Origin of the sequence: Streptomyces sp. NPDC002133, from assembly GCF_040296405.1 — a bacterium.
Taxonomy (GTDB): Bacteria; Actinomycetota; Actinomycetes; order Streptomycetales; family Streptomycetaceae; genus Streptomyces.
Genome location: NZ_JBEOXF010000002.1, coordinates 255,119 through 280,375 on the forward strand (window position 1 = coordinate 255,119; position 25,257 = coordinate 280,375).

Sequence of the window (25,257 nt, forward strand, 5' to 3'; positions counted from 1 at the left end):
CCACGAACCGGGCAAAAGATCACTAACGATCACTATCGCCTGAGAGAGTGACTTCTCCAAGGTCATGTGTTCTTTACGGGCATTTCCCAGTGAAGACCCACGAACCACCAGGGAGCCCGTCCGTTGGCAGCCATTGCCCGATGGTGCATCAGGCACCGCCTTGTAGTCGTCCTGCTCTGGTTGCTCACCCTCGGCGGCGTCTCGGCCGCCGCGGCCTTCGCGGGTGCCGCGTACTCCAACGACTACGAGGTCCCGGGCACCGAATCGGGCCGGGCTGTCGCACTCCTCGAGGATGCCTTCCACGGACAGGGTGGCGCGAGCGACACCATCGTCTGGCACACGCCGCAGGGCACGGTCGGTGCGGCCGCCGTGGAACAGCGCATGTCCCGTGCGCTCGACGAGATCGCCGGGCTGGACGGCGTCGCCTCGGTCACGGGCCCGTACGACGCCGATGCCGGAGCCGAGGTGACGGCCAAGGAAAAGGCCCAAGCCCAAGCCGAAGTCGGAGCGAAAGCCGGAGCCGGAGCCAAGGAGAAGGCCAAGGGCAAGGCTGAGGTCGAGGCCCAGGGCACAGCGGACGCCAACGGTACGAGCGGGACTCGCAATTCCGGCGAGGAAGCAAAAGCCCCCAAGGGGAATGCGGACAAAGGTGGTGATCGGCGTGCCACCCTCTCGTCCGGCGACGACCGGATCAGCGAGGACGGTCGCACCGCCTACGCCACCGTCACGTTCGACAGGCAGACCGACGACATTCCCGTGCAGCAGGCGCGGGCCGTCATCGACACCGCCAAGGCGGCCGAGGACGACGGGCTCCAGGTCGAGCTCGGCGGCAGTGTCACCGCACTGACCGAAGCGCCCTCGGGGCACATCGCCGAGGTCGTCGGTGTGGCCGTCGCCGCCGTGGTCCTCTTCCTCGCCTTCGGCTCGCTTGCCGCCAGCCTGCTGCCCATAGCCACCGCACTGGTCAGCGTCGGCACCGCGTACGCCGGCATCGTGCTGCTCGGCCATGCCATGGACGTCGCCGACTTCGCGCCGTTGCTGGGTCTGCTGATCGGCCTCGGAGTCGGGATCGACTACGCCCTGTTCATCGTGACCCGGCACCGCAAGGGCCTCAAACGCGGTCTGCCCGTCGCCGAGGCCGTGGAGAACGCCGTGGCGACCACGGGGCGGGCCGTCGTCTTCGCCGGAGCGACCGTGTGCATCGCACTGCTCGGCATGCTGGTCCTGCGTCTGTCGTTCCTCAACGGCGTGGCGGTCGCCGCCTGTCTGACGGTCCTCCTCACCGTCGCCGCGTCCGTGACCCTGCTGCCTGCGCTGCTGTCCTTCATCGGGATGCGTGCGCTGAGCCGACGCGAGCGCCGCCTGCTCGCCAGCCGCGGCCCCCGGCCCGAGCTCCCGACCGGTTTCGCCGCCCGCTGGTCCGCTTTCGTCGAGCGCCGTCCGAAGCTGCTGGGCGCGATCGCGGCCGTGGTGATGCTGGTGCTCGCGCTGCCCACGTTCTCGCTCCACCTCGGCACCTCCGACCAGGGCAACAACCCCGTGTCCAGCACCACCCGCAAGGCGTACGACCTGATCGCCGACGGCTTCGGGCCCGGCGTCAACGGCCCGCTCACCCTCGTCGCCGAACTCGACGGTGCCGACGACCGGCTGGCGCTGAACGGGCTCCCGAACACGCTTCGGGGCACCCCGGGCATCGCGTCCGTCGGGCCCGTCACGTACAACGGCAGCGCCGACACCGCCTTCCTCACGGTCGTGCCGGAGACGTCGCCGCAGTCGCAGGAGACCAGCGCACTCGTCGACCGGCTCCGCGACACCGTCCTGCCGGTCGCCGAGAGCGGTACGTCGCTGGACGTCCACGTCGGCGGGGTGACCGCGAGCTACGACGACTTCGCCGGGGTCATCGTGGGCAAGCTGCCCCTGTTCGTCGGGGTCGTCATCGCGCTCGGCTGTCTGCTTCTGCTCCTTGCCTTCCGGTCCCTCGGCATCCCGCTCAAGGCGGCCCTGATGAACGTGGCGGCCGTCGCCTCCGCCTTCGGCGTCGTCGTCGCCGTCTTCCAGTGGGGCTGGGGCAGCGATCTGCTCGGCCTGGGCAGCGCCGGCCCGATCGAACCGTTCCTGCCCGTGATCATGGTCTCGGTGCTCTTCGGGCTGTCGATGGACTACCAGGTCTTCCTCGTCAGCCGGATGTACGAGGAATGGCTGGAGACCAAGGACAACCGGCGGGCCGTCCGGATCGGCCTGGCCGAGACCAGCCGCGTGATCAACTCCGCGGCAATCATCATGATCTCCGTGTTCCTCGCGTTCGTCCTCAGCGGCGACCGGGTCATCGCCATGTTCGGCATCGGCCTCGCCGCCGCCGTCGCCCTGGACGCCTTCGTCCTCCGTACGCTCCTCGTGCCCGCGCTCATGCACCTGCTGGGCGGTGCCAACTGGTGGCTGCCCCGATGGCTGGACCGGCGGCTGCCGCGTATCAGCATCGAAGCTCCCGAGAGCCGCACCCGCCCCCAGGCGAAGATCCCCGGAGTGCGGGTGAACGAGGACAGTCCGCTCGCGCGGTAGTCCGACACGCCCACGTCCCGCACCACCGGGACCGGGATCACAGGGCCGGGATCACCGGCTGTCGGACCTCCGGGTCCCGCACCACCGGGTCCCGCACCACCGTGAATCCGACACCACGACTGTGAAGGAGCGGCACGTTCTTCATATCCCTCGGAGACGGCGCTGAGCTGCAGCCCATCGGCCCTTGGCAGTCCGAGGAGTTCCTCGCCCATGTCGAGCGGGCCCGTGAGTACGCCGGGCCCTGGGTGCCGTTCATGGTCGGAGTGACCGATCGCGAATCGGCCCGCTCCTTCCTCCAGAACTTCGCCGACAGGCAGGCCGCCGACACCGGCAGTCTCTACGTGATCCGGCACGACGGCACCCTCGTCGGCGGAGCGCTCTTCCGGGTCTTCGACACCCGGACCGAGTCCTGCGAGGTCGGCGTCCGGCTGGAGCCGGCCGCGGCCGGCCGCGGACTGATCACCCGTGCCGTCGACCACCTCGTCGACCGGGCCGTGGACGAGCGCGGCACGCACCGCGTCGAACGGCTCGCCTCCTCCGCCGACCACCGCTCCACCGGTGTCGCCGAGCGACTCGGCTTCACCCGTGGCGGAGTCCTGCGCGAGAGCTTCCCCTGGCAGGGCATCCGCCACGACATGGAGGTCTGGTCCGTCCTCGCGCCCGAATGGCGCGAACGACGCGCAGCGATGGACCACCACTGAGTTCCGACGGGGGTGCCTTAGGGCGGACCGGGGCACCGGGCCCGGCGGTCTAAGGCGCCGCGGCCGCAAAGATGCGGCACTCTCCCGATGTGGTCGCACCCCCTGGGAGACGAGAGTTGAGGCATCGCAGAACGCGAGGCTCCCACGAGCCGCCGAAACCTCGTCCTCAGGAGAACCCCATGCTCGACTACGAGTTCCACAAGCTGCACCAGGCCGAGTTGATCCGCCGTGCCGACGAAGAGCGGCTGGCCCGCCAAGTGCGCCGGAACCGCCGGTCCGGCAAGAACGAACCCGAAGGGCGGGTGAGTGCGCGGGGCGGGTTGGAGCGGGCCGCCTGAGGCCCGCACCGTGACGGTCGTCCCGACGACGGCAGCCTCGGCTGCCGGTGCCGTCGCCGCCGCGATAACCGGTGCCGCCCGAGCGGACGGATGTGCGATGCTCGGCGGCGTGGAGACCAGGTCCGTCAGCCCCGTCTTCGTCGGCCGCGCCGGCGAACTGACCACACTCACCGATGGGCTCGCCCGCGCCGCAGCGGGCGAGCCGCAGGCGTTTCTCATCGGCGGCGAGGCCGGCGTGGGCAAGACACGGCTCATCGAGGAGTTCCGCGACGAGGCCTGCCGCGGGGAGGTCGTCCTCGCCATCGGCGGCTGTGTCGAGATCGGCGCCGACGGGCTGCCCTTCGCCCCCTTCTCCACTGCCCTGCGGAGCCTGTTTCGGCAGCTCCCGGACAAGTTCGCCGCGGCGGCCGCCGGGCGTGAGGAGGAACTCGCCAGACTCCTCCCCGAGGTGGGCGACTCGTCGCGCCAACCGGGCAGGCACGACGAGGAGAGCATGGCCCGGCTCTTCGAACTCACCGTCCGCCTCCTGGAGCAGCTGGCCGCCGAGCGCACCGTCGTGGTCGTGCTGGAGGACCTGCACTGGGCCGACGCCTCCACCCGCCATCTCCTCGCCTACCTCTTCCGCACCCTGCGGCGCGGCCGGCTCGTCGTCATCGCCACCTACCGCGCCGACGACATCCACCGCCGCCACCCTCTGCGGCCCCTCCTCGCCGAACTCGACCGGCTGCGCACCGTCCAGCGCATCGAGGTCCCCCGCTTCAGCCGGGACGAGGTCGCCCGCCAGATGGCCGGAATCCTCGCCGCCGAGCCCGCCCAGTCCCTCGTCGACGACATCTTCGAACGCTCCGACGGCAACGCCTTCTTCGTCGAGGAACTCGCCGTCGCCACGCACAACGGCAACTCCTGCTCCGGACTGACCGACTCCCTGCGCGATCTGCTGCTCGTCCGCGTCGAAGGGCTGCCCCAGTACGCCCAGCGAGTCGCCAGGGTCGTCGCCGAAGGCGGATCCACCGTCGAGTACCCACTGCTGGCCGCCGTCGTCGGGCTGGGCGAGGACGAGCTGATCGAGGCACTGCGGGCGGCCGTGGGCGCCAACATCCTGCTCGCCACCCCGGACGGGGACGGCTACCGCTTCCGTCACTCGCTCGTGCGCGAGGCCGTCAGCGACGATCTGCTCCCCGGCGAACGCTCGCGGCTGAACCGCCGCTACGCCAAGGCGCTGGAAGCCGACCCGGCGCTCGTACCCGCCGACCAGCGCGCCGCCCGGCTCGCCAGCTACTGGTACCACGCCCACGACGCGGCCAAGGCCCTCCCCGCCGTCCTCCTCGCCTCCGTCGAGGCGAGGAGGCGGCACGCCTACTCCGAGCAACTCGGGCTGTTGGAACGGGCGATGGAGCTGTGGGACGACGCCCCCGAAGACGTGCGGATCGACCTGCGGCCCGCCGACTACGCCGAGGTGTACCCTCCGTGCGGCTGCGACCCGGCCACCACCCCCCTGCGCTACCTCGACCTCATGGCCGAGGCCGCGGTCGCGGGCCGGCACAGCGGCGAGAGGGAACGCGCCCTGACGATCACCAAGCGGGCGCTGCGGCTGCTGGAGCGGGAGAACGACGCGCTGCGCGCGGCCTGGTTCTGGGTGCAGCGCTCCCGGCTGATACAGAGCCAGGGCCGAGGCGACGGCTGGAGGGAACTCGCCACCGCGCAGGAGCTGATGCGCGGACTCCCGCCGTCCGAGGTGCACGCAGAGGTCCTCGCCAGTGTCGCCGGCTGGTCCATGCTGCACGAACCCGGGCCCGACGCCCTCGCCGCCGCCGAACGCGCCGTCGAGTACGCCCGCATGGTCGGTGCCCGCGAGATCGAGATGACGGCCCGGATCACCCTGGGCGGCCTGATGGTCGACGCGGGTGACGTCGAGGCCGGCCTCGCCGATCTGTACGAGGTCAAGGACCGCGTCGTCGAACTGGGCTTCGCTTCCCTGGTGGGCCGCAGCCATGTCAACCTCCCCTCCAGCCTGGAAGGCGTCGGCCGATCCGGGGAAGCGGTCCGCATCCTCGAAGAAGGCCTTGTCCTGTCCAGGAAGTACGGACTGCTGGACGTCGAAGCGTGGGTGTGGGGCAATCTGTCCGAATCGCTGTACGCCCTCGGACGCTGGGACGAGGCGGCGGAGGCCGCCGGGCAGGCCGAGCGCTTCGGGCACAGCGGCCAGCCGCGCGGCGCGGGGGCCGGACGGCTCGCCTATCTGGCGCTCGCCCGGGGCGACATGGCCGAGGCCGCCCGGCGGCTCGCCGCCGCCCAGGACCACTACGGCACCCACGACCCGCAGCCGCAGCAGTCGCTGCCCCTCGCCCGCATCGCGGTCGGCGTCGCCGCCGGCGAGGGCCGCATTCTCGACGCCCGTGCCGAACTGGACCGGGCCGTGGCCGCCGGCTTCCCGCCCGGCACCCAGCGCTATGCCTGGCCGCTCCTGCTCTCCGCCGCCGTCGCCGAGGCCGACATCCGCGGGCTGCCCGCCGCCGCGCCGGGCCGCGCCGAAGCCCTGTCCCGCATCAAGCGCGCCGCCAAGGCACTCCCCACCTGCGCGGCGGTCTGGACGGCCTACGAACAGTGGCTCCACGCCGAACTCCTGCGCGCCGAGGACCGGGACACCCCTGACACCTGGGCCGCGGTGCTGGCCGCCTTCGCCACGGTCGACCGCCCTTACGACGTGGCCCGCGTGCGCCACCGCACCGCCGAGGCGCTGCTGGCCGCCGGGGAGCGCGAGAGCGCGGCCGAGCTCCTGAGCCGGGCCCACGAGACCGCCGAGCGCCTCGGAGCCCGTCCGCTCGCCGAGGCCGCCACGCTGCTCGCCCAGCGCGCCCGCCTACGGCTCACCGGTCCCGGCGCCGAGGCCCTCCCCGCCCCTGCCGCACCCGCCCCGGCCGAAGACCTCGGGCTGACCCCCCGCGAACAGGACGTGCTGCGCCTGGTCGCGGCGGGCCGTACCAACCGCCAGATCGCCGAGGAGCTCTACATCTCACCCAAGACCGCAAGCGTCCATGTCTCCAACATCCTGGCCAAGCTGGGCGTGACCGGACGAGGCGAGGCAGCGGCGCTCGCCCATCGCCTCCACCTGTTCCCCGCGACAGCCTGAGCGCGCGGCACCGCGCCACACGGCACCCGTGACCGGGCGAGACCCCTCGACGCCCGGTGCCGCCCGACGGGCTCGCGCCGTCCTCAACGCCCGGTGGGCCGGGGCTGCCCGTCCTCGATCGCCGCACGGGCGGAAGTCGGCCCGCTGGGTCAGGCCTCCGGGTGCTCGCGCCGCGTGCGTATGACGACCTTCCCGGAGGCCAGGTCTATCTCGCCGTGCCCCGGATCGCCGTCGCCGACGTCCACCCGAGTGAGCTGCAGCCGGTTGCGCTCGTCGTCGGTGTGCTTACGGCCGGGCGCGAAAAGCTCTTCGATCAGATTGAACACAAGCCGCCCACCTCTCACTTCACCTCGAGCCGCAGGATTCGGTCGTCCCCCGCCTCGGGTGTGCCCCTGGTGTCCGTCTCACTGGTGACCAGCCAGACAGCCGAGGCGCCGCCGGCCCCGCCGACCGGCAGGACCGTACGCAGACGGCCGTACTCCCCCTGGAGGAACGCCTGGGGCTCCGCGGAACGTTCCGCACCGGACAGCGGGATCCGCCAGAGGCGCTCGCCCCTCAGGCCCGCCATCCATATCGAGCCCTGTGCATAGGCGATGCCGCTCGGCGACGCGTCCTCCGTCCGCCACTGGGCCACCGGGTCCACGAAGCCCGACCTGCCGCGCTTGCCCTCGACCTCCGGCCAGCCGTAGTTCTTTCCGGGCTCGACGAGATTCAGCTCATCCCACGTGTCCTGCCCGAATTCGGCCGCCCACAGCCGCTTCTCGGAGTCCCAGGCGAGGCCCTGCACATTGCGGTGCCCGTACGAATACACCACCGAGTCCGCCGAGGGATTGCCGTGCACCGGCTGCCCGTCCGGGGTCATCCGGAGGATTTTGCCGCCCAGCGAATCCTTGTCCTGGGCCAGCCCTCTGTCACCCGTCTCGCCCGTGCCCGCGTACAGCATCCTGTCCGGGCCGAACGCGATCCGGCCGCCGTTGTGGACGACCCCCTTCGGGATGCCCCGCAGGATCGTGTCGGGCGCTCCGAGCTGCTGCCCGGCGGGCTTCCTCTCGTCGTACAGCATGCGGGCGATGCGGTTGTCCGACTCCGTCGTGAAGTACGCGTACACCAGATGGTCCGAGGCGAACGACGGGGAGACGGCCAGGCCCATCAGACCGCCCTCACCGGCCGGTGCGACGCCCGGCACCGACCCGATCTCGGACTTCTTGCCGCTCTCCACGTCGATGCGCGTGATCGTGCCCTCGTCGCGCGAGGACACCAGCAGATCGCCGTCGGGAAGCGCCGCCAGGCCCCATGGCGACTTCAGGTCCTCGGCCAGGGTGGCCGCCACCTCCACCGACCCCTTCGCCGGCGGGGCCTTCGGAGGGGTGCCGCCGGCCGTGGCGGACGAGGAGGCCGGGCGCGAGGGGGCGTCCTGGCCGCTGCCGCCCGCCTGATCCGCGGGGCCGTCGGACGAGCACCCGGCGGCGAGCAGGAGGGCGGCAGCGGCCAGCACGGCCGTCACAGCTGGACGTGGCACTGAACTTGTCCCTTCGCCGGGTGATCGGTCTGTGCGATCTCCGTGAGCCGCACGTCTACTGTTCATACACCGCAGCACCGCCCGAGGTTCCCGATCTCCGCCCACGATCCCGACGACGAGCCGGCGACGGACACGACCGGAGGTCAGTCCCAGGATCCCCTGGCCGGTGGCAGTCCCGCGATCTCGGCGACGTCCCGCTCGCTCAGCTCGAGGTCCGCGGCCGCCGCGTTCTCCACGGCCCAGCACTCCCGCTTGGCCCCCGGCACCGGCACCACGTGCGGTCCGCGCCCCAGCACCCACGCCAGCGCCACCTGCGCGGGAGTCGTCGAGGGACCGTGGCGCTCCGCGACCCGCCGGAGCCCTGCCACCAGCGGCTGGTTCGCCGCCATCATCTCCGCGGTGAAACGGGGATGCCGCGCCCGCGGATCGTCCGGCTCGAAGCCCTCCCCGGGCGTGAGCCTTCCCGTCAGGAAGCCGTTGCCCAGCGGCATCGCCGCGAGGAAACCCACACCGCGGGCCTCGCACCAGGGCAGCAGCTGCGACAGCGCCTCGGGCGACCACACCGACAGCTCCGCCTCCACCGCGCTGACCGGGAAGACCTGCTGCACCTGCTCCAACTGGCGGATCGTTCCCTCGTACAGTCCTCCCGCCGGCCCCCTCGCCGCCGCCGGCGCCGCTCTCGGTGCCGCCGACCCCGGGAACGCGGGAGATCCCGCGGCCCCCGCACCCGGCCTCCGCGTCGCGCGCGCACCCACCGCGCAGAACCCGAGCGCCCGCACCTTGCCCGCGGACACCAACTCCGCCATCGCGCCCCAGGTCTCCTCCACCGGAACCTCCGGGTCCGCCCGGTGGAGCTGGTAGAGGTCGATCACATCGGTCCCGAGCCGCCGCAGCGACGCGTCGCACGCCCGCCGCACATAAGCCGGCCGTCCATTGGCGACGAGGTGCTGCTCGCCGACCAGCAGACCGACCTTCGTCGACACGAAGGCGTCGGCGCGCCGCTCCTTCAGTGCCCGGCCGAGCAGCAGCTCGTTGGTGAACGGCCCGTACATGTCGGCCGTGTCGAGCAGATTCACACCGACGTCGAGCGCGGCGTTCACCGTGCGCAACGAGCGGTCACCACGCTGTTGCGAGGTGGTGTACGCCCAGCTCATCGGCATACAACCAAGGCCGATCGCGCCCACCTCGAGCGCCGCCGCACCGATTGTCCTGCGCTCCACCTGCTCGTACCCCTCCTTGTGCCGCCCCCAAAACTAACCTCTGTCCTCCGCCGCACTTCGCATAGCCTCGTGACCATGACTGCAACGGACGTATGGCTCCCCATTCCGGCCGACGAGATCGAGGGACTCCCCGCTTCCTCCGACGCAGGACTCAACTACCGCTACTGGGACGGCGGTCAGGACTATCCCGCCGACCCCGCCGACTGCGCCTTCTACGTTGTCCCGTACATGAGGGGCACGGAGGTCGCCGTGCGACCCATGGCCGCCATGACGTCCGTGCAGGTCGTCCAGACCCTCTCGGCCGGTATCGACCATGTGCAGTCCGGCCTCGGCTCGCTGCCCGCGGGCGTGCTCCTGTGCAACGCCAAGGGCGTCCACGAGGCGAGCACGGCCGAGCTGGCCCTCGCGCTGACCCTGGCGTCCCTTCGCGGCATCCCCGGCTTCGTGGAGGGCCAGCAGCGGGAGGAGTGGCGGGCCGGCATCTATTCGGCACTCGCCGACAAGTCCGTGCTCATCGTCGGATACGGCTCGATCGGCGCGGCCGTCGAGGACCGGCTCGTGCCCTTCGAGTGCGCGCGGGTGGCGCGCGTCGCGCGCTCGGCACGCACCACAGAGCGCGGTGAGGTGCACCCACTCGCCGAACTTCCGGGGCTGCTCCCTGACGCGGACGTAGTGATCCTCTCGACGCCGCTCACCACGGCCACTCACCACCTCGTGGACGCGGGCTTCCTGGCCCGGATGAAGGACGGCGCCCTTCTGGTGAACGTCGCCCGTGGGCCGGTCGTCGACACCAAGGCGCTGCTCACGGAGCTGGAGAGCGGCCGGATCACCGCCGCACTCGACGTCACCGATCCGGAGCCGCTGCCTGCCGGGCACCCCCTCTGGCACGCTCCGGGCGTGCTGATCAGCCCTCATGCCGGCGGCCCCACCTCGGCGTTCATGCCGCGCGCCAAGCGCCTGCTGGCCGGGCAACTCACGCGGTTCGCGGCCGGAGAGCCTCTGCGCAACGTGGTCCTCACGACCGGGTAGCCGCCCGCTGCGGCGCTTCGACTGCCTCCGGACGCCCGTGAACCATCAGTGGTGCCGGTCCGTGAACCCCATCAGGGGACACCGCTCTGGACGCCGCCGGGGACTCGTTCGACACTCAGTGGAGTCGTACGGATGCACCCAGTGCCGACGGTATTCCAGATCGTCACGGAGAGTAGATAAACCCTGTCCCTGAGTGACGAGACTGGTGTATCGTCCCGAGTTGGGGGCTGCGTCGTGTACGGACGGCGCTGCGGAGCGACCAGACTTCGAGGGGGGCGACGGGCGATGCACGGCCAATGGACCAACGATCCGACGCGGCGAAGGTGCCGCCCACCAGTCCCGCGCGCGCCGCAGCACACCTCGAAGCGCGCCCCGAAGTGCCGCCTCCGCGGGCGGAGCCGGGTGAAAGCGCTGTCAGGGGCGGCGCGGTGAATGCCCAGGGCGCCCTCCTTGCCCGGCTGCCGGTCTCCGAGGGCGGCGGGAGCCTGCTGCCCCAGGTGCTGCTCGCCGTCGCCTGCGGGGGCTATGCCGCCGGGGCCGCCGTCGGCTGGGGGTCCGAGCAACTGGCGCTGATCATGGGTGACTTCGGGCTCAGCTTCGCCGCTCTCCTCGCCTCGGTCTCGTGCTTCCTCTTCGCCCGCTCGCGGTACAGCCGCTTTCGTCCCGCCTGGATGCTGTTCGCGGTCTCCTCCGCCATGGCCGCGTGCGGAAACGCGGTGTGGGGCTGGTACGAGGTGGTCCTCGGGCAGGCGGTGCCGAGCCCGTCCCTCGCCGACCTGTTCTTCCTCTGCTTCGCGCCACCGGCGATCGTCGGGCTGCTCGTCCTGGCCAAGCGCCCCGTCACCAGGGCCGGCTGGGTCTGCCTCGCGCTCGACGCGTGGCTGATCGGCGGCTCGCTGCTGACGCTCTCCTGGAGCCTCGCGCTCGCCCACACGGCGCACTTCCAGGGAGAGAGCGTGGCGGAAGCGGCGCTCTCGCTCGCCTATCCGCTGCTTGACATCGTGCTCGTGAGCATGGTGCTCGCGCTGCACTTCCGGCGGTCGAACGCGAACCGGTCGGCGGTCAACACCGCCATCGCCGCCCTCGCCCTGACCGTCTTCTGCGACGCGCTGTTCACCTCGCCGCTGCTGCGGGAGCACTACCGCTCGGGCCAGCTGCTCGACGCCGGCTGGTTCGCGGGCTCGCTCCTCCTCGCGTACGCGCCCTGGGGAGCACGCCGTACGGAGGCGACCACCACGCTCCCGCGCGGCCCCCGACCCGCGAGCCACACGGCGTTCAGTCGTCCCATCGCCGGCTCGCTCGCCGCGCTCACCCCGTATCTGGCGGCCGCGGTCTGCACCCTCGGGATCCTTTACAACGTCATCGAGGACCGAAGGGTCGACCGCGTGGTGGTCCTCACCGGCTGCACGGTCGTGCTCGCCCTGGTCATCCGGCAGGGCATCATGCTGCTCGACAACATCTCCCTCACCCACGAACTGGCGCAGAAGGAGAACCACTTCCGCTCCCTCGTGCAGGGCTCCAGCGACGTCATCATGATCGCGGCGCCGACCGGCGTACTCCGCTACGTGAGCCCCGCCGCCGCGGGTGTGTACGGGCGCGACGCGAACGAGCTCATCGGCTCCGAACTGGCCTCGCTCATCCACCCCGAGGACATCGGTCGCGTCGTCCACGAAGTGCGCCGGTTTCTGGCCGCTCCTCCCTCGGAGGAGCCCACGACCCGGATCGAGTGCCGCTTCCGGTCAGGCACCGGCCAGTGGCTGAATGTCGAGTCCACGGTCAACCGCCACCAGGGCGGTCTGATCTTCAACAGCCGGGACGTCACCGAACGCGTACGCCTCCAGGCCCAGTTGCAGCACAACGCCGAGCACGACCCGCTCACCGACCTGCCCAACCGCGCGCTGTTCACCGAGCGGGTGCGTCAGGCACTCGGCGGCCGCCGCGCCGGTGACGCCGGTACGGCCGTGCTCTTCATCGACCTGGACGGCTTCAAGGGAGTGAACGACCGCCTGGGCCACCAGGCCGGCGACGAGCTGTTGATCCAGGCCGCCCGGCGCCTCCAGGAGTCCGTGCGGGCGGGTGACACCGCGGCCCGGCTCGGCGGCGACGAGTTCGCCGCCCTCATCCTCGGTGACGGCAGCCGGGACCCGTCCGGCCGTCAGTACGAGGTGCACGAGATCGCCGACCGGCTCCGTCTCATGCTGTCGCAGCCGTACCGCGTCGAGGGCAACGAAGTGCGGGTCGCCGCGTCCATCGGCGTCGCCTTCGCCGAGCCCGGCATCAGCGCGGGCGACCTCCTGCGCAACGCCGACCTGGCCATGTACCGGGCCAAGGCGGGCGGCAAGGACCGCGTCGAGCTGTACGCGCCCCAGATGCAGGCCGAGGTCGTGCGCCGCGCCGAGCTGGCCACGCGGCTGCGCGCAGCCCTCCACGACGGCGAGTTCGCCCTGCTCCACCAGCCGGTCGTGAGCCTGGCCACCGGCCGGATCACCTGCGTCGCGGCCCAGGCGCGCTGGCGATCGGCGCAGGGCATCCTCTTCACACCGGCCGAGTTCCTCCGGGTCGCCGCCGAAGACAGCGACCGCACCGCCGAGCTCGGCCGCTGGCAGTTGGAGGAGGCCGTCCAGCAGGCCGCCGAGCGCAGCCGCCTCGGTCACGAGATCCCGGTCTTGATCCGGCTCTCCGCCCGCGGACTGCTGGACCGGTCCGTGCCCCTCGGCTCGATCGAGGCCCTGCTCACCCGCCACGGGCTGGCCTCAGGCGCCCTCGTGATCGAGCTTGCCGACAGCGACCCCCGCATCTCCTTCGACGAGCTGGAGCAACGCCTCGTCGTCCTGCGCCGCCTCGGCGTACGGATCGCCCTGGACGGCTTCGGCAGCGGTTATGCCGCGATCAACGCGCTGCGCCGGCTCCCCGTCGACGTACTGAAACTCGACCGGGGCCTGGTCGAGGGCATCGTGGAGTCCGCCAGGCTGCACAAGATCACCGCGGGGCTGCTCCGGATCGCCTGCGATCTCGGCATGCAGTCCGTGGCGGACGGCGTGGACGCGCCGGAGCAGGTGCTGGCCCTGCGTGCCATGGGGTGCAGCCATGGCCAGGGGATGGCGTTCTCGGGGCCGCTGGACGAGCACAGGCTGCGCCGCGCCCTGGTCCGTGGCGAGTACCCGGTGCCCGGGGGAGCGGCCCTGCCGGTCCTCACCGGGAGCTCCCTGCCGGCACGCCGTTCCGCGCCCACGGGCGCCGAGCTCGTCGGGCGTCCGCCGATCCGCTCAAATAATGAGACGCCCGTCCCACCCGCTTGACAGTGGTAGTGCGCCGGGGGGAGGGTCTGTGCCATGCGCACCCGAATTCTCGTACTTGGAAAGCGCGTCGGCTGAAGCAGGGCCCTCTGGGCTCTGTAGACCGCACCGGCGCGCTCCCCTCGCTTGCCTCACGGCACGAGGGGTTTTTTGTTGCACTGGATCTTCCCAAAACCCCGCAAAATCCCCCACGAGACCCCCGCTGGAACCCCAGCTCCGAGACCCGCACACACCCTCAGCTTCGAGAAGAGAATGCCGATGACCGAGCAGGCCACCGGGGCCCACCATCCGCAGCCGCGGGCCCGAAACGGCGGACAGACCTCCGCCACCGTTGAGCACGTCACGGGCGCGCAGTCCCTCATCCGCTCTCTCGAGGAAGTCGGGGCCGACACCGTGTTCGGTATCCCCGGCGGCGCCATCCTCCCCGCGTACGACCCGCTGATGGACTCGACCAAGGTCCGCCACATCCTGGTCCGCCACGAGCAGGGCGCGGGCCACGCCGCCACCGGCTATGCGCAGGCCACGGGCAAGGTCGGCGTGTGCATGGCCACCTCGGGGCCGGGCGCCACCAACCTGGTCACGCCGATCGCCGACGCCCACATGGACTCCGTCCCGCTCGTCGCGATCACCGGCCAGGTGGCCAGCAGGGCCATCGGCACGGACGCCTTCCAGGAGGCGGACATCTGCGGCATCACGATGCCGATCACCAAGCACAACTTCCTGGTCACCAAGGCCGAGGACATTCCGAGGACGATCGCCGAGGCCTTTCACATCGCCTCCACCGGCCGCCCGGGACCGGTCCTCGTCGACATCGCCAAGGACGCCCTGCAGGCGCGGACGACGTTCAGCTGGCCGCCGCAGACCGACCTCCCCGGGTACCGGCCGGTCACCAAGCCGCACGCCAAGCAGATCCGCGAGGCGGCGAAGCTGATCACCCAGGCCAAGCGCCCGGTCCTGTACGTCGGCGGCGGCGTCCTCAAGGCCGGCGCCACCGCCGAGCTCAAGGTCCTCGCGGAGCTCACCAACACCCCCGTCACCACCACCCTGATGGCGCTGGGCGCGTTCCCCGACAGCCACCCGCTGCACGTGGGAATGCCGGGCATGCACGGTTCGGTCACCGCCGTCACCGCGCTGCAGAAGGCCGACCTGATCGTCGCCCTCGGCGCCCGCTTCGACGACCGCGTCACCGGAAAGCTGGACAGCTTCGCCCCGTACGCCAAGATCGTCCATGCCGACATCGACCCGGCCGAGATCGGCAAGAACCGGGCCGCGGACGTCCCGATCGTCGGTGACGCCCGCGAGGTCATCGCCGACCTGGTCCAGGCCGTCCAGGCCGAGCACACCGAGGGCAACACCGGCGACTACACCGCCTGGTGGAACGATCTCAACCGCTGGCGCGAGACCTACCCGCTCGGCTACGAGACGCCGGACGACGGCAGCCTCGCCCCGCAGCAGGTCATCCAGCGCATCGGCCGGCTGGCACCGGAGGGCACGATCTTCGCCGCCGGCGTCGGCCAGCACCAGATGTGGGCGGCCCACTTCATCGACTACGAGAGGCCGGCCACCTGGCTGAACTCGGGCGGTGCGGGAACCATGGGCTACGCCGTCCCGGCCGCGATGGGCGCCAAGGCCGGTATGCCGGACCGCGCCGTCTGGGCGATCGACGGCGACGGCTGCTTCCAGATGACCAACCAGGAACTGGTCACCTGTGCGCTGAACGACATCCCGATCAAGGTCGCGATCATCAACAACGGCGCGCTCGGCATGGTCCGCCAGTGGCAGACCCTCTTCTACAACGAGCGATACTCGAGCACCGTGCTGCACGCCGACGACACCGGCCACCACACCGCAGGCTCCCAGGTCGGCGCGAGCCAGGCGCCCCGCAAGGGCACCCGCGTCCCGGACTTCGTCAAGCTGTCCGAGGCCATGGGCTGTGTGGCCCTGCGCTGTGAGGACCCGGCGGATCTGGACAAGGTCATCGCCGAGGCCAACGCGATCAACGACCGCCCCGTCGTGATCGACTTCATCGTCCACGAGGACGCCATGGTGTGGCCGATGGTCGCCGCCGGCACCTCCAACGACGAGGTCATGGCCGCGCGCGGCGTCCGCCCCGACTTCGGCGACAACGAAGACGACTGAGCGAGCAGAGAGAGACACAACGACCATGTCCAAGCACACGCTCTCCGTCCTGGTGGAGAACACCCCGGGCATCCTGGCCAGGATCGCCGCCCTGTTCTCCCGTCGCGGCTTCAACATCGACTCGCTCGCCGTCGGCGTCACCGAGCACCCCGACATCTCCCGCATCACGATCGTGGTCAATGTCGAGGACCTGCCGCTCGAGCAGGTGACCAAGCAGCTCAACAAGCTGGTCAACGTCCTGAAGATCGTCGAGCTGGAGCCCGGCGCCGCGATCCAGCGCGAGCTCGTCCTGGTGAAGGTCCGCGCCGACAACGAGACCCGCTCCCAGATCGTCGAGATCGTCCAGCTCTTCCGCGCCAAGACCGTGGACGTCTCGCCCGAGGCCGTCACCATCGAGGCCACCGGATCGAGTGACAAGCTCGACGCCATGCTGAAGATGCTGGAGCAGTTCGGCATCAAGGAGCTGGTCCAGTCCGGCACGATCGCCATAGGACGTGGTGCGCGGTCCATCACGGACCGCAGCCTGCGGGCCCTCGACCGCAGCGCGTAACGGGCGCCGGCGGCAGCGCCCCGTCCGGCCCCGCCCGGATACCGAGACCCTCGAACCCCCTCGTCCCTCCCCGCCGTACGGTGGGACGCAAAGCCAGCAAGACCAGTCAACAAGGAGAAACCCAGTGGCCGAGCTGTTCTACGACGACGACGCCGACCTGTCCATCATCCAGGGCCGCAAGGTCGCGGTCATCGGTTACGGCAGCCAGGGCCACGCCCACGCGCTGTCGCTCCGTGACTCCGGTGTGGACGTCCGCGTCGGTCTGCACGAGGGGTCCAAGTCCAAGGCCAAGGCCGAGGAGCAGGGCCTGCGCGTGGTGACGCCGTCGGAGGCTGCCGCCGAGGCCGACGTCATCATGATCCTCATCCCGGACCCGATCCAGGCCCAGGTCTACGAGGAGTCCATCAAGGACAACCTGAAGGACGGCGACGCGCTGTTCTTCGCCCACGGCTTCAACATCCGCTTCGGCTTCATCAAGCCCCCGGCCGGTGTGGATGTCGCCCTGGTCGCCCCGAAGGGCCCGGGCCACCTGGTGCGCCGCCAGTACGAGGAGGGCCGCGGCGTTCCGGCGATCGCCGCCGTCGAGCAGGACGCGACCGGGGGCGCCTTCGCCCTCGCCCTCTCCTACGCCAAGGCCATCGGCGGCACCCGTGCCGGCGTCATCAAGACGACCTTCACCGAGGAGACGGAGACCGACCTCTTCGGCGAGCAGGCCGTCCTGTGCGGCGGTGCCTCGGCGCTGGTCAAGGCGGGCTTCGAGACCCTGGTCGAGGCCGGCTACCAGCCGGAGATCGCCTACTTCGAGTGCCTCCACGAGCTGAAGCTGATCGTGGACCTCATGTACGAGGGCGGCCTGGCGAAGATGCGCTGGTCGGTCTCCGAGACCGCCGAGTGGGGCGACTACGTCACCGGCCCGCGCATCATCACGGACCAGACCAAGGCCGAGATGAAGAAGGTCCTCGCCGAGATCCAGGACGGCACGTTCGCCAAGAACTGGATGGACGAATACCACGGCGGCCTGAAGAAGTACAACGAGTACAAGACGCAGGACGAGAACCACCTGCTCGAGACCACCGGCAAGGAGCTCCGCAAGCTCATGAGCTGGGTCGACAACGAGGAGGCGTAAGCCTCTGCGCGGCGGGTCCTCCGGGGCCCGCCGCTTCCCGTTGGACATGCAGTCCAACCACGGACGGGTGATCCTTCCGTCAAGGCGGAAAACCAGCCCTCCGACACCACTAGAGTGGTCAACAAACGCGTCAGGTCAGGCCCACAGCGTCGTGCGTCTTCCACGCGGCTAGCCCCCTCCACCGCCAGCGGCCGTCGGGACGGCCGTCCGCATTGGACCAGTGAGGACTCACGTGAGCACTGCGCCCCGTAAACCCGTTGTACTCATTGCCGAAGAGCTGTCGCCCGCGACGGTGGACGCGCTCGGTCCGGACTTCGAGATCCGGCACTGCAACGGCGCGGACCGCGCCGAGCTGATCCCTGCCGTCACCGATGCGGACGCGATCCTCGTCCGCTCCGCCACCAAGGTCGACGCCGAGGCCATCGCCGCCGCGAGCAGGCTGAAGGTCGTTGCCCGTGCCGGTGTCGGTCTGGACAACGTGGACGTCTCCGCCGCCACCAAGGCCGGCGTGATGGTCGTCAACGCCCCGACGTCCAACATCGTGACCGCCGCCGAGCTCGCCTGCGGTCTGATCGTCGCCACGGCGCGCAACATCCCCCAGGCCAACACCGCCCTGAAGAACGGCGAGTGGAAGCGCTCCAAGTACACGGGTGTGGAGCTCAGCGAGAAGATCCTCGGCGTCGTCGGTCTCGGCCGCATCGGTGTGCTGGTCGCCCAGCGGATGTCCGCCTTCGGCATGAAGATCGTCGCGTACGACCCGTACGTACAGCCTGCGCGTGCCGCGCAGATGGGCGTCAAGCTCCTCTCCCTCGACGAGTTGCTCGAGGTCTCGGACTTCATCACGGTCCACCTCCCCAAGACCCCCGAGACGCTCGGTCTGATCGGCGACGAGGCGCTGCACAGGGTCAAGCCGACCGTCCGCATCGTCAATGCCGCGCGCGGCGGGATCGTCGACGAGGAGGCGCTGTACTCGGCGCTCAAGGAGGGCCGGGTCGCGGGCGCGGGTCTCGATGTGTACGCGAAGGAGCCGTGCACGGACTCCCCGCTGTTCCAGTTCGACCAGGTCGTCTGCACCCCGCATCTCGGTGCCTCCACGGGCGAGGCGCAGGAGAAGGCCGGTATCTCGGTCGCCACGTCGGTGCGCCTCGCGCTCGCCGGTGAGCTGGTGCCGGACGCGGTCAACGTCCAGGGCGGTGTCATCGCCGAGGACGTCCGCCCGGGTCTGCCGCTCGCCGAGAAGCTCGGCCGGATCTTCACCGCGCTGGCCGGCGAGGTCGCGGTCCGTCTCGATGTCGAGGTGTACGGCGAGATCACGCAGCACGACGTCAAGGTGCTCGAACTGTCCGCGCTGAAGGGCGTGTTCGAGGACGTGGTCGACGAGACCGTGTCGTACGTGAACGCGCCGCTGTTCGCGCAGGAGCGTGGCGTCGAGGTCCGCCTCACCACCAGCTCGGAGTCCCCGGACCACCGCAATGTGGTGACCGTGCGCGGCACGCTCGCCGACGGCGAGGAGGTCGCGGTCTCCGGCACGCTGGCCGGCCCCAAGCACCTCCAGAAGATCGTCGCGGTCGGGGACTACGACGTGGACCTGGCACTGGCCGACCACATGGTTGTGCTGCGCTACGAGGACCGTCCGGGTGTCGTCGGCACGGTCGGCCGGATCCTCGGCGAAGCCGGGCTGAACATCGCGGGCATGCAGGTCTCGCGCCAGTCGGAGGGCGGCGAGGCGTTGGTCGTGCTGACCGTCGACGACACCGTGCCGCAGTCCGTGCTGAACGAGATCGCCGAGGAGATCGGCGCGGCGTCGGCCCGTTCGGTGAACCTGGTCCACTGATCCGCGGGGGCCATCGCGGCCCTGGATCCCCGCCCCGGCCGCTGGACGCTTGTTTTATACGGGTGTCTAGCGGCCGGGTACGCTGCTTTCATGGGACACCGCGAAGAGTTGCTCGAAGGTGCCAAGCACTGCCTGTTGGAGAAGGGCTACGGCCGGACGACCGCCCGGGACATCGTTGCCGCGTCCGGCACCAATCTGGCCTCCATCGGCTACCACTACGGCTCCAAGGACGCCCTGCTCCATCAGGCGTTCCTGGCACTGACCGAGGAGTGGGGCGAGGCGGTAGGGCCCGCGCGGACGGAGAACGCGGGCAGTGCGCCGGCTGACCCGTACGCCCGGTTCGAGGACCTCTGGGAGAAGGTCATCGAGGCCTTCGAGGAGAGCCGTAAGGTCTGGAAGCTCCAGCTGGAGGTCGTCACCCGGCTCGACGAGGACGAGGTGCTCCGCGACGCGATCAAGGAGCCTCAGCGGGAGGGCCGGCTCGGCATGGCGGAGGCCTTCCTGGGCAACGACCCGGAGGCCGACCCCGAGAAGGCCCGCGCGGCGGGGCTGCTCGTCCAGGCGCTGGTGGCGGGCGTGATGATCCAGTGGCTGGTCGACCCGGAGACGGCGCCGTCCGCGAGGGACCTCACCGAGGGACTCCGGGTGATCATGGGCGAGAAGGACTGACCCACGTCGCGGCCGCCCTGTGAAGCGTCTTGACCCGGGTGCGCTGCCCGGGTGCGGTGCCCGGGTGAGGCGGGGCCTGACGACATGTCGCGCTGATGCCACGGCACGCTCATGCTGCCGGTGGTCAACGGGATGAGGCCGACGGTGAATCGGGTCACGGAGTGATGCCGGCGAACATCCGAAGGGACCTCAGCCCGCCGACGGCTTCCGGGAGTGGGTGACGTACGGAAAGGCGCTCGGGGTCCGGTCCGCCGTCGCCGCCCGGGACCCGCCGGCGCCGCAGGTAGCCTCCGCGGGCTTCCCATCGCATCAGGACAGAGCCCCCCGTGCACGCCGCACGATCGAAAGTACGTACCGGCATCCCCGTGCTCTGCCGTCGACGTGTCGCTGGTCATCCTCGGCGTGAACGTCGGCGACATCCAGGACAAGGTGGTCCGCAGCGCGGTGATCCGCGACGCTCCTAGAGCCGGGCGGCCTTGAGGGCCATGTGGAGGAGGAGCCGGTCCTCGCCCTCGTCCAGGTCGAGTCCTGTCAGCTGCTCGACCCGCGAGAGGCGGTAGTAGAGCGTCTGCCGGTGGATCCCCAGGGTGGACGCCGCGCGGCCCGCCTGGCCCGCGCAGTCAAGGAACACCTCCGCCGTACGGGCCAGTTCGGCGTGCGCCGGCGTGAGGAGAGGGACCACCGCGGGGTCAGGGGACAGGGCCCGCGGGAGAGCGGTCAGCAGGCGGTACGGGCCGATCGAGGCCCAGTCGGCCACCGGGCCGAGCCGCGGCTGGGCGGTGGCGGCGCGTGCGGCGGAGGCGGCCTCGCTCCAGGAGGTGTTGAGGTCGCCGATGCCCCGGCGGGGAAGCGCGACGCCCGCGACGGCGCCGTCGCCGGCGGTGCCGCTCAGCCGGTTCGCGGCGGTGACGACGGGCGCGAGCACATCGGAGGCCCTCAGCCGCACCAGCGCGGCGAGTGCATGGCCGCCGCCGTCCGGAACGGGCTGAGCCGCCGCGGCACCGCTCCCGGCCCCGTTCGGCCCCGGGGCCGGCCCCGGCACCACCGGGACCCGCCGGGCCGCGGTGGCCCACTGGAGCGTGCACAGCGCCGACGCCCCCGGGACCGTGCGCGCCGAAGGCGCATCCTCCGACGGCCACGGAGCCACGCACACCACCGCGTGCAGCCCGTCCGCGGTCGGGCCGAGGGCCGACCGGAGAGCGGCGACCGCCATGTCGTACTGCCAGCCGCGTTCGGCCGTCAGCACCGCGCGGAACTCCCGCGAGAGGTCGGTGCCCGCCCGCTCCTCGTCCGCGAGGAGCCCGCCGATCCGCTCGGTCACCTCCATGGCCGCGGCCAGCCGGGCGGGCGTGGGACCTGGCTCGGCGTCGAGGAGCCAGACGTATCCGAGGACGATCCCGCGATGGCGGACCGGCAGACAGATCCGGTCGCGGAAGACCCCGGCCTCCGGGGCGGCCGGGATCCGTACGGGGCCGGTCGCGCGGGCGATGCCGAAGCCCTCGAACCAGGCGCGCACCGCCGGAGTGGACTTCCTGGTCAGGATCGAGCGCGTACGGACCGGGTCCATGGCGCTGTCGTCGTCGCTGTCGTGCGCGCCGAAGGCGATCAGTTCGAAGTCCCGGTTCTCGAGGGTCGCGGGGGCGCCGAGCAGCCCCGAGATCTCGTCGACCAGTTCCTGGTAATCGCCCTTCACCCGGACATTCTCGCACCGCTCGGGTGCCTCTTCAGACAGATGTCTGAAGAGCGGGGCCCGGATGCGTGACAGCTGTCGATGGCCGAGCATCGGAGCGATATTTAGGTTTCACGGTGGTTCTCCGTGCCGTACGGGATTCGTTGCGCTCAGTTCTGCTTCGACCTGGTCCGGCCTCGTTCGTCTCCCGTAGGAGGTGCCCCGTGCTGGGTCCCGTGATCCTCGCAGCGTCGCGCAGCGACAAGATGCGCCGTCTTGTGTCCGCGGCCCCCGTGACCAAGCCGGTGGTCAACCGCTTCATCCCCGGTGAGACCGTCGACCAGGTCATCCCGATCGTCCAGGGTCTGACCGCCAACGGGCTCGAGGTCACCCTGGACGTCGTGGGCGAGGACATCACCACCCGCGAACAGGCCGCCGCCGCACGGGACGCCTACCTGGAACTGATCGAGCGCCTCACGCCGCTCGGCCTCGGCACGAAGGCCGAGATGTCGGTCAAGCTGTCGATGTTCGGCCAGTCCCTCGAGGGGGGCCACGAGCTCGCCCTCGCGAATGTCCGACCCGTCGTCGAGGCGGCCGCCGCGATCGGCACCACGGTCACCCTGGACGCGGAGGACCACACCACCCTCGACTCGATGTTCGCCATCCACGAGGAGCTCCGGAAGGACTTCCCCAAGACCGGCTGTGTGATCCAGGCCTATCTGTTCCGCACCGAGGACGACGCCCGCCGCCTCGCCGCGAACGGCAGCCGCGTCCGCATCGTCAAGGGCGCGTACAAGGAGCCGGCCTCCGTCGCGTACCAGGACAAGGCCGAGATCGACAAGGCGTACGTCCGCATCCTCAAGATCCTGATGGAGGGCGAGGGCTACCCGATGATCGGGTCCCACGACCCGCGGCTCATCGCCGTCACACAGGAGCTCGCGCGCCGCGCCGGGCGCAAAATGGATGAGTACGAGTTCCAGATGCTGTATGGCATCCGTAGTGACGAGCACCTCCGGCTGGCGGCCGAGGGTCACCGGATGCGCGTCTACACGGCGTACGGCACCGACTGGTACGGCTATTTCATGCGCCGCCTCGCCGAGAAGCCGGCCAACCTGCTGTTCTTCGTCCGGTCGATGATCACCAAGAACTGACCCCAGGGCCCCAGGACTGAGCCCTCCCACCCTCTCAAAAGGAGCCAAAGGAACTCATGGACGCTGTGACCCAGGTCCCCACCCCCGTCAACGAGCCGGTGCAGAGCTACGCCCCCGGCTCGCCCGAGCGTGCCCGCCTCGAGGCCAAGCTCAAGGAGCTGGCCGAGAACCCCATCGACCTGCCGATGACCATCAACGGTGTGAAGCGCATGGGCGGCGGTGAGCGCGTGCACATCGTGCAGCCGCACAACCACCAGGCCGTGATCGGCACCTTCGGCGGCGCCACGCAGCAGGACGCGCAGGACGCGATCGACGCCGCCCTCGCCGCCGCCCCGGCATGGCGTGCGATGTCGTTCGACGACCGCGCCGCGATCATCCTGCGCGCCGCCGAGCTGCTGGCCGGTCCCTGGCGCGAGACGCTGGCCGCCTCCACCATGCTGGGCCAGTCGAAGACCGCGCAGCAGGCCGAGATCGACACCCCGTGCGAGCTCGTCGACTTCTGGCGCTTCAATGTCGCCTACGCCCGCCAGATCCTGGCCGAGCAGCCGCCGGCCAACTCCCCGGGTGTGTGGAACCGTCTCGACCACCGCCCGCTGGAGGGCTTCGTCTACGCGATCACGCCGTTCAACTTCACGGCCATCGCGGGCAACCTGCCCACCGCCCCCGCCCTCATGGGCAATGTGGTGATCTGGAAGCCGTCCCCGACGCAGACCCACGCCGCGGTGCTGCTGATGCAGCTCCTGGAGGAGGCGGGCCTGCCCAAGGGCGTCATCAACCTGGTGACGGGCGACGGCATCGCCGTCTCCGAGGTGGCCCTGAACCACCCGATGCTGGCCGGTATCCACTTCACCGGTTCGACCAAGACCTTCCAGCACCTGTGGAAGACGATCGGCAACAACATCGAGACGTACCGGTCCTACCCGCGCATCGTCGGTGAGACGGGCGGCAAGGACTTCGTCGTCGCCCACCCCAGCGCCGACCGCGCCGTCCTGAAGACCGCGCTGACCCGCGGCTCCTTCGAGTACCAGGGCCAGAAGTGCTCCGCGTCCTCGCGTGCGTACATCCCGGCCTCCATCTGGAACTCGGGCTTCAAGGAGGAGTTCGCTGCCGAGATCGACGGCATCAAGATGGGTGACGTCACCGACCTGACGAACTTCATCGGCGCCGTCATCGACGAGCGTGCCTTCGCCAAGAACAAGGCCGCGATCGACCGCGCGAAGGAAGACCCGACCTGCACGATCGTCGCGGGCGGCACGTACGACGACTCGGTCGGCTACTTCGTCCGCCCGACCGTCATCGAGTGCACCGACGCTTCGAGCGAGGTCTTCACGACCGAGTACTTCGGCCCGATCCTCGCCGTGCACGTCTACGAGGACGAGAAGTACGACGAGATGCTGGCGCAGATGGAATCGGTGTCGGCGTACGCGCTGACCGGCTCGATCATCGCCGGTGACCGTACCGCCGTGGCCGACGCGATGGAGAAGCTGCGCTACGCCGCGGGCAACTTCTACATCAACGACAAGTCGACCGGCGCCGTCGTCGGCCAGCAGCCCTTCGGCGGCGGCCGCGCCTCCGGCACGAACGACAAGGCCGGCGCCCCGCAGAACCTGATGCGCTGGACGCTGACCCGCGCGATCAAGGAGACGCTGGTCCCGCCGACCGACTACGGCTACCCGCACATGAGCTGAGCCTGAGCGGCTCCCTGTGAACCCCGCCCCCCGCCGGTCCCCCCAGACCGGCCGGGGGCGGCTCACGTGGGGCGGGTCTACGCTGCTGGGAGGGGGGTCGGCGAGGCTGTCAGGAGGGACGACATGCCAGGTTCCACGACTCTCGGCGCCGGCCACGGGGTCGACGCGATCGAGCACTCCGATGCGCAGCGACTCGCTTCCGTGATGAAGGAGCTGCACCGGCTGCTGGAGCTGGAGGGGCCCAACCGGATCACGGATCCGCAGGTCGCGGCGTTGTGCGGGGGGCAGTCGCACCACCGGGACGAGTTCACGGACTGGGTGGGACGGGTCGCCGTCGCGCTGGAGAAGGCCACGTCCTAGGAGCGCACGCCACGTCCTGAGCGCGTATCTGTCAGCGGTGCCCCCGGCCGAACCGGCCGGGGGCACCGTCGTGTTCCGGACGGATACCTGCCGGGCGGACCGGGATCCGGTCCCGATTGGTCCAGACCCTTTCGTCACCGCCGGGCACTGCACCAACCTCAGCGCCAGATTTCCCGACCCGGCCGCGGGCATGCTGCTCTTCGACCGGCGTGACGGCGACGTGCTCTGACCGCCGGTTCGGAGCGCTCTCACCAGCAGTGCTTCAAGATCGCGTCTCAG

18 protein-coding genes are annotated in these 25,257 nt (G+C 70.6%); 14 read left to right on the forward strand and 4 right to left on the reverse strand.

What is annotated here, in order from left to right; all coding sequences use genetic code 11:
• The first annotated feature begins 171 nt into the window (after nt 1–171).
• The 4 genes from ABT078_RS03530 (at nt 172) to ABT078_RS03545 (ending at nt 6,728) form a co-directional block, all read left to right on the forward strand.
• Complete coding sequence (locus ABT078_RS03530; protein ID WP_502981158.1) at nt 172–2,559, forward strand: MMPL family transporter; 2,388 nt, start codon at nt 172–174, stop codon at nt 2,557–2,559.
• A 143-nt stretch (nt 2,560–2,702) separates the two neighbouring features.
• The gene (locus tag ABT078_RS03535; RefSeq protein ID WP_351223735.1) at nt 2,703–3,260 is read left to right on the forward strand and encodes a GNAT family N-acetyltransferase; all 558 of its coding nucleotides are present in this window, start codon (nt 2,703–2,705) and stop codon (nt 3,258–3,260) included.
• 179 nt (nt 3,261–3,439) lie between these two features.
• A complete protein-coding gene (locus ABT078_RS03540) occupies nt 3,440–3,598 on the forward strand; it encodes a hypothetical protein (protein ID WP_351223355.1) in 159 nt (52 codons plus the stop codon).
• Nucleotides 3,599–3,695: 97 nt separating this feature from the next.
• Entirely contained in the window at nt 3,696–6,728 is a 3,033-nt protein-coding gene (locus tag ABT078_RS03545; RefSeq protein ID WP_351223737.1) for a helix-turn-helix transcriptional regulator, read from the forward strand.
• 149 nt (nt 6,729–6,877) lie between these two features.
• Here ABT078_RS03545 and ABT078_RS03550 read toward each other — a convergent pair whose 3' ends face one another.
• From ABT078_RS03550 to ABT078_RS03560, 3 genes are all read right to left on the reverse strand, one after another.
• Nucleotides 6,878–7,054, reverse strand: coding sequence for a DUF6191 domain-containing protein (locus ABT078_RS03550; RefSeq protein ID WP_351223357.1), 177 nt, complete (start codon nt 7,052–7,054; stop codon nt 6,878–6,880).
• A gap of 14 nt (nt 7,055–7,068) precedes the next feature.
• Entirely contained in the window at nt 7,069–8,232 is a 1,164-nt protein-coding gene (locus ABT078_RS03555) for a PQQ-dependent sugar dehydrogenase (RefSeq protein WP_351223739.1), read from the reverse strand.
• A 158-nt stretch (nt 8,233–8,390) separates the two neighbouring features.
• A complete protein-coding gene (locus tag ABT078_RS03560) occupies nt 8,391–9,467 on the reverse strand; it encodes an aldo/keto reductase (protein WP_351223359.1) in 1,077 nt (358 codons plus the stop codon).
• 75 nt (nt 9,468–9,542) lie between these two features.
• On the opposite strand from ABT078_RS03560, the gene ABT078_RS03565 reads away from it, so the two are divergent.
• The 7 genes from ABT078_RS03565 to ABT078_RS03595 all read left to right on the forward strand — a co-directional run bounded on the left by ABT078_RS03565 (nt 9,543) and on the right by ABT078_RS03595 (nt 20,110).
• The gene (locus tag ABT078_RS03565; RefSeq protein ID WP_351223361.1) at nt 9,543–10,496 is read left to right on the forward strand and encodes a 2-hydroxyacid dehydrogenase; all 954 of its coding nucleotides are present in this window, start codon (nt 9,543–9,545) and stop codon (nt 10,494–10,496) included.
• A 428-nt stretch (nt 10,497–10,924) separates the two neighbouring features.
• Entirely contained in the window at nt 10,925–13,795 is a 2,871-nt protein-coding gene (locus ABT078_RS03570) for a putative bifunctional diguanylate cyclase/phosphodiesterase (protein ID WP_351223741.1), read from the forward strand.
• 249 nt (nt 13,796–14,044) lie between these two features.
• A complete protein-coding gene (locus ABT078_RS03575; protein WP_351223363.1) occupies nt 14,045–15,931 on the forward strand; it encodes an acetolactate synthase large subunit in 1,887 nt (628 codons plus the stop codon).
• A gap of 25 nt (nt 15,932–15,956) precedes the next feature.
• Nucleotides 15,957–16,481: an acetolactate synthase small subunit gene (ilvN, locus tag ABT078_RS03580; protein WP_351223365.1), complete on the forward strand. Its 525-nt coding sequence runs from the start codon at nt 15,957–15,959 to the stop codon at nt 16,479–16,481.
• Nucleotides 16,482–16,605: 124 nt separating this feature from the next.
• Nucleotides 16,606–17,607 (forward strand): ketol-acid reductoisomerase, encoded by a 1,002-nt coding sequence (gene ilvC, locus ABT078_RS03585; protein ID WP_351223367.1) that lies wholly within the window; start codon nt 16,606–16,608, stop codon nt 17,605–17,607.
• 232 nt (nt 17,608–17,839) lie between these two features.
• Entirely contained in the window at nt 17,840–19,441 is a 1,602-nt protein-coding gene (serA, locus tag ABT078_RS03590) for a phosphoglycerate dehydrogenase (RefSeq protein WP_351223369.1), read from the forward strand.
• A gap of 90 nt (nt 19,442–19,531) precedes the next feature.
• Nucleotides 19,532–20,110: a TetR/AcrR family transcriptional regulator gene (locus ABT078_RS03595; protein WP_351223371.1), complete on the forward strand. Its 579-nt coding sequence runs from the start codon at nt 19,532–19,534 to the stop codon at nt 20,108–20,110.
• A 460-nt stretch (nt 20,111–20,570) separates the two neighbouring features.
• On the opposite strand, the gene ABT078_RS03600 is transcribed toward ABT078_RS03595, so the two are convergent.
• Complete coding sequence (locus tag ABT078_RS03600; RefSeq protein ID WP_351223373.1) at nt 20,571–21,803, reverse strand: PucR family transcriptional regulator; 1,233 nt, start codon at nt 21,801–21,803, stop codon at nt 20,571–20,573.
• A 200-nt stretch (nt 21,804–22,003) separates the two neighbouring features.
• Here ABT078_RS03600 and ABT078_RS03605 point away from each other — a divergent pair, with 200 nt between their 5' ends.
• The 3 genes from ABT078_RS03605 (at nt 22,004) to ABT078_RS03615 (ending at nt 24,978) form a co-directional block, all read left to right on the forward strand.
• Nucleotides 22,004–22,930 (forward strand): proline dehydrogenase family protein, encoded by a 927-nt coding sequence (locus ABT078_RS03605; protein ID WP_351223375.1) that lies wholly within the window; start codon nt 22,004–22,006, stop codon nt 22,928–22,930.
• A gap of 56 nt (nt 22,931–22,986) precedes the next feature.
• Nucleotides 22,987–24,618, forward strand: a complete 1,632-nt coding sequence (gene pruA / locus ABT078_RS03610; RefSeq protein ID WP_351223377.1) for an L-glutamate gamma-semialdehyde dehydrogenase — start codon at nt 22,987–22,989, stop codon at nt 24,616–24,618.
• Nucleotides 24,619–24,741: 123 nt separating this feature from the next.
• Nucleotides 24,742–24,978 (forward strand): hypothetical protein, encoded by a 237-nt coding sequence (locus ABT078_RS03615; RefSeq protein ID WP_351223379.1) that lies wholly within the window; start codon nt 24,742–24,744, stop codon nt 24,976–24,978.
• The last annotated feature ends 279 nt before the right edge of the window (nt 24,979–25,257 follow it).

Excerpts from the sequence above, each read along its gene's own strand:
- ABT078_RS03595 (WP_351223371.1), top strand. The coding sequence starts at position 19,532 with ATGGGACACCGCGAAGAGTTGCTCGAAGGTGCCAAGCACTGCCTGTTG.
- ABT078_RS03545 (WP_351223737.1), top strand. The coding sequence starts at position 3,696 with ATGCTCGGCGGCGTGGAGACCAGGTCCGTCAGCCCCGTCTTCGTCGGC.
- ABT078_RS03615 (WP_351223379.1), top strand. The coding sequence starts at position 24,742 with ATGCCAGGTTCCACGACTCTCGGCGCCGGCCACGGGGTCGACGCGATC.
- ABT078_RS03575 (WP_351223363.1), top strand. The coding sequence starts at position 14,045 with ATGCCGATGACCGAGCAGGCCACCGGGGCCCACCATCCGCAGCCGCGG.
- ilvN (WP_351223365.1), top strand. The coding sequence starts at position 15,957 with ATGTCCAAGCACACGCTCTCCGTCCTGGTGGAGAACACCCCGGGCATC.
- ABT078_RS03565 (WP_351223361.1), top strand. The coding sequence starts at position 9,543 with ATGACTGCAACGGACGTATGGCTCCCCATTCCGGCCGACGAGATCGAG.
- pruA (WP_351223377.1), top strand. The coding sequence starts at position 22,987 with ATGGACGCTGTGACCCAGGTCCCCACCCCCGTCAACGAGCCGGTGCAG.
- ABT078_RS03540 (WP_351223355.1), top strand. The coding sequence starts at position 3,440 with ATGCTCGACTACGAGTTCCACAAGCTGCACCAGGCCGAGTTGATCCGC.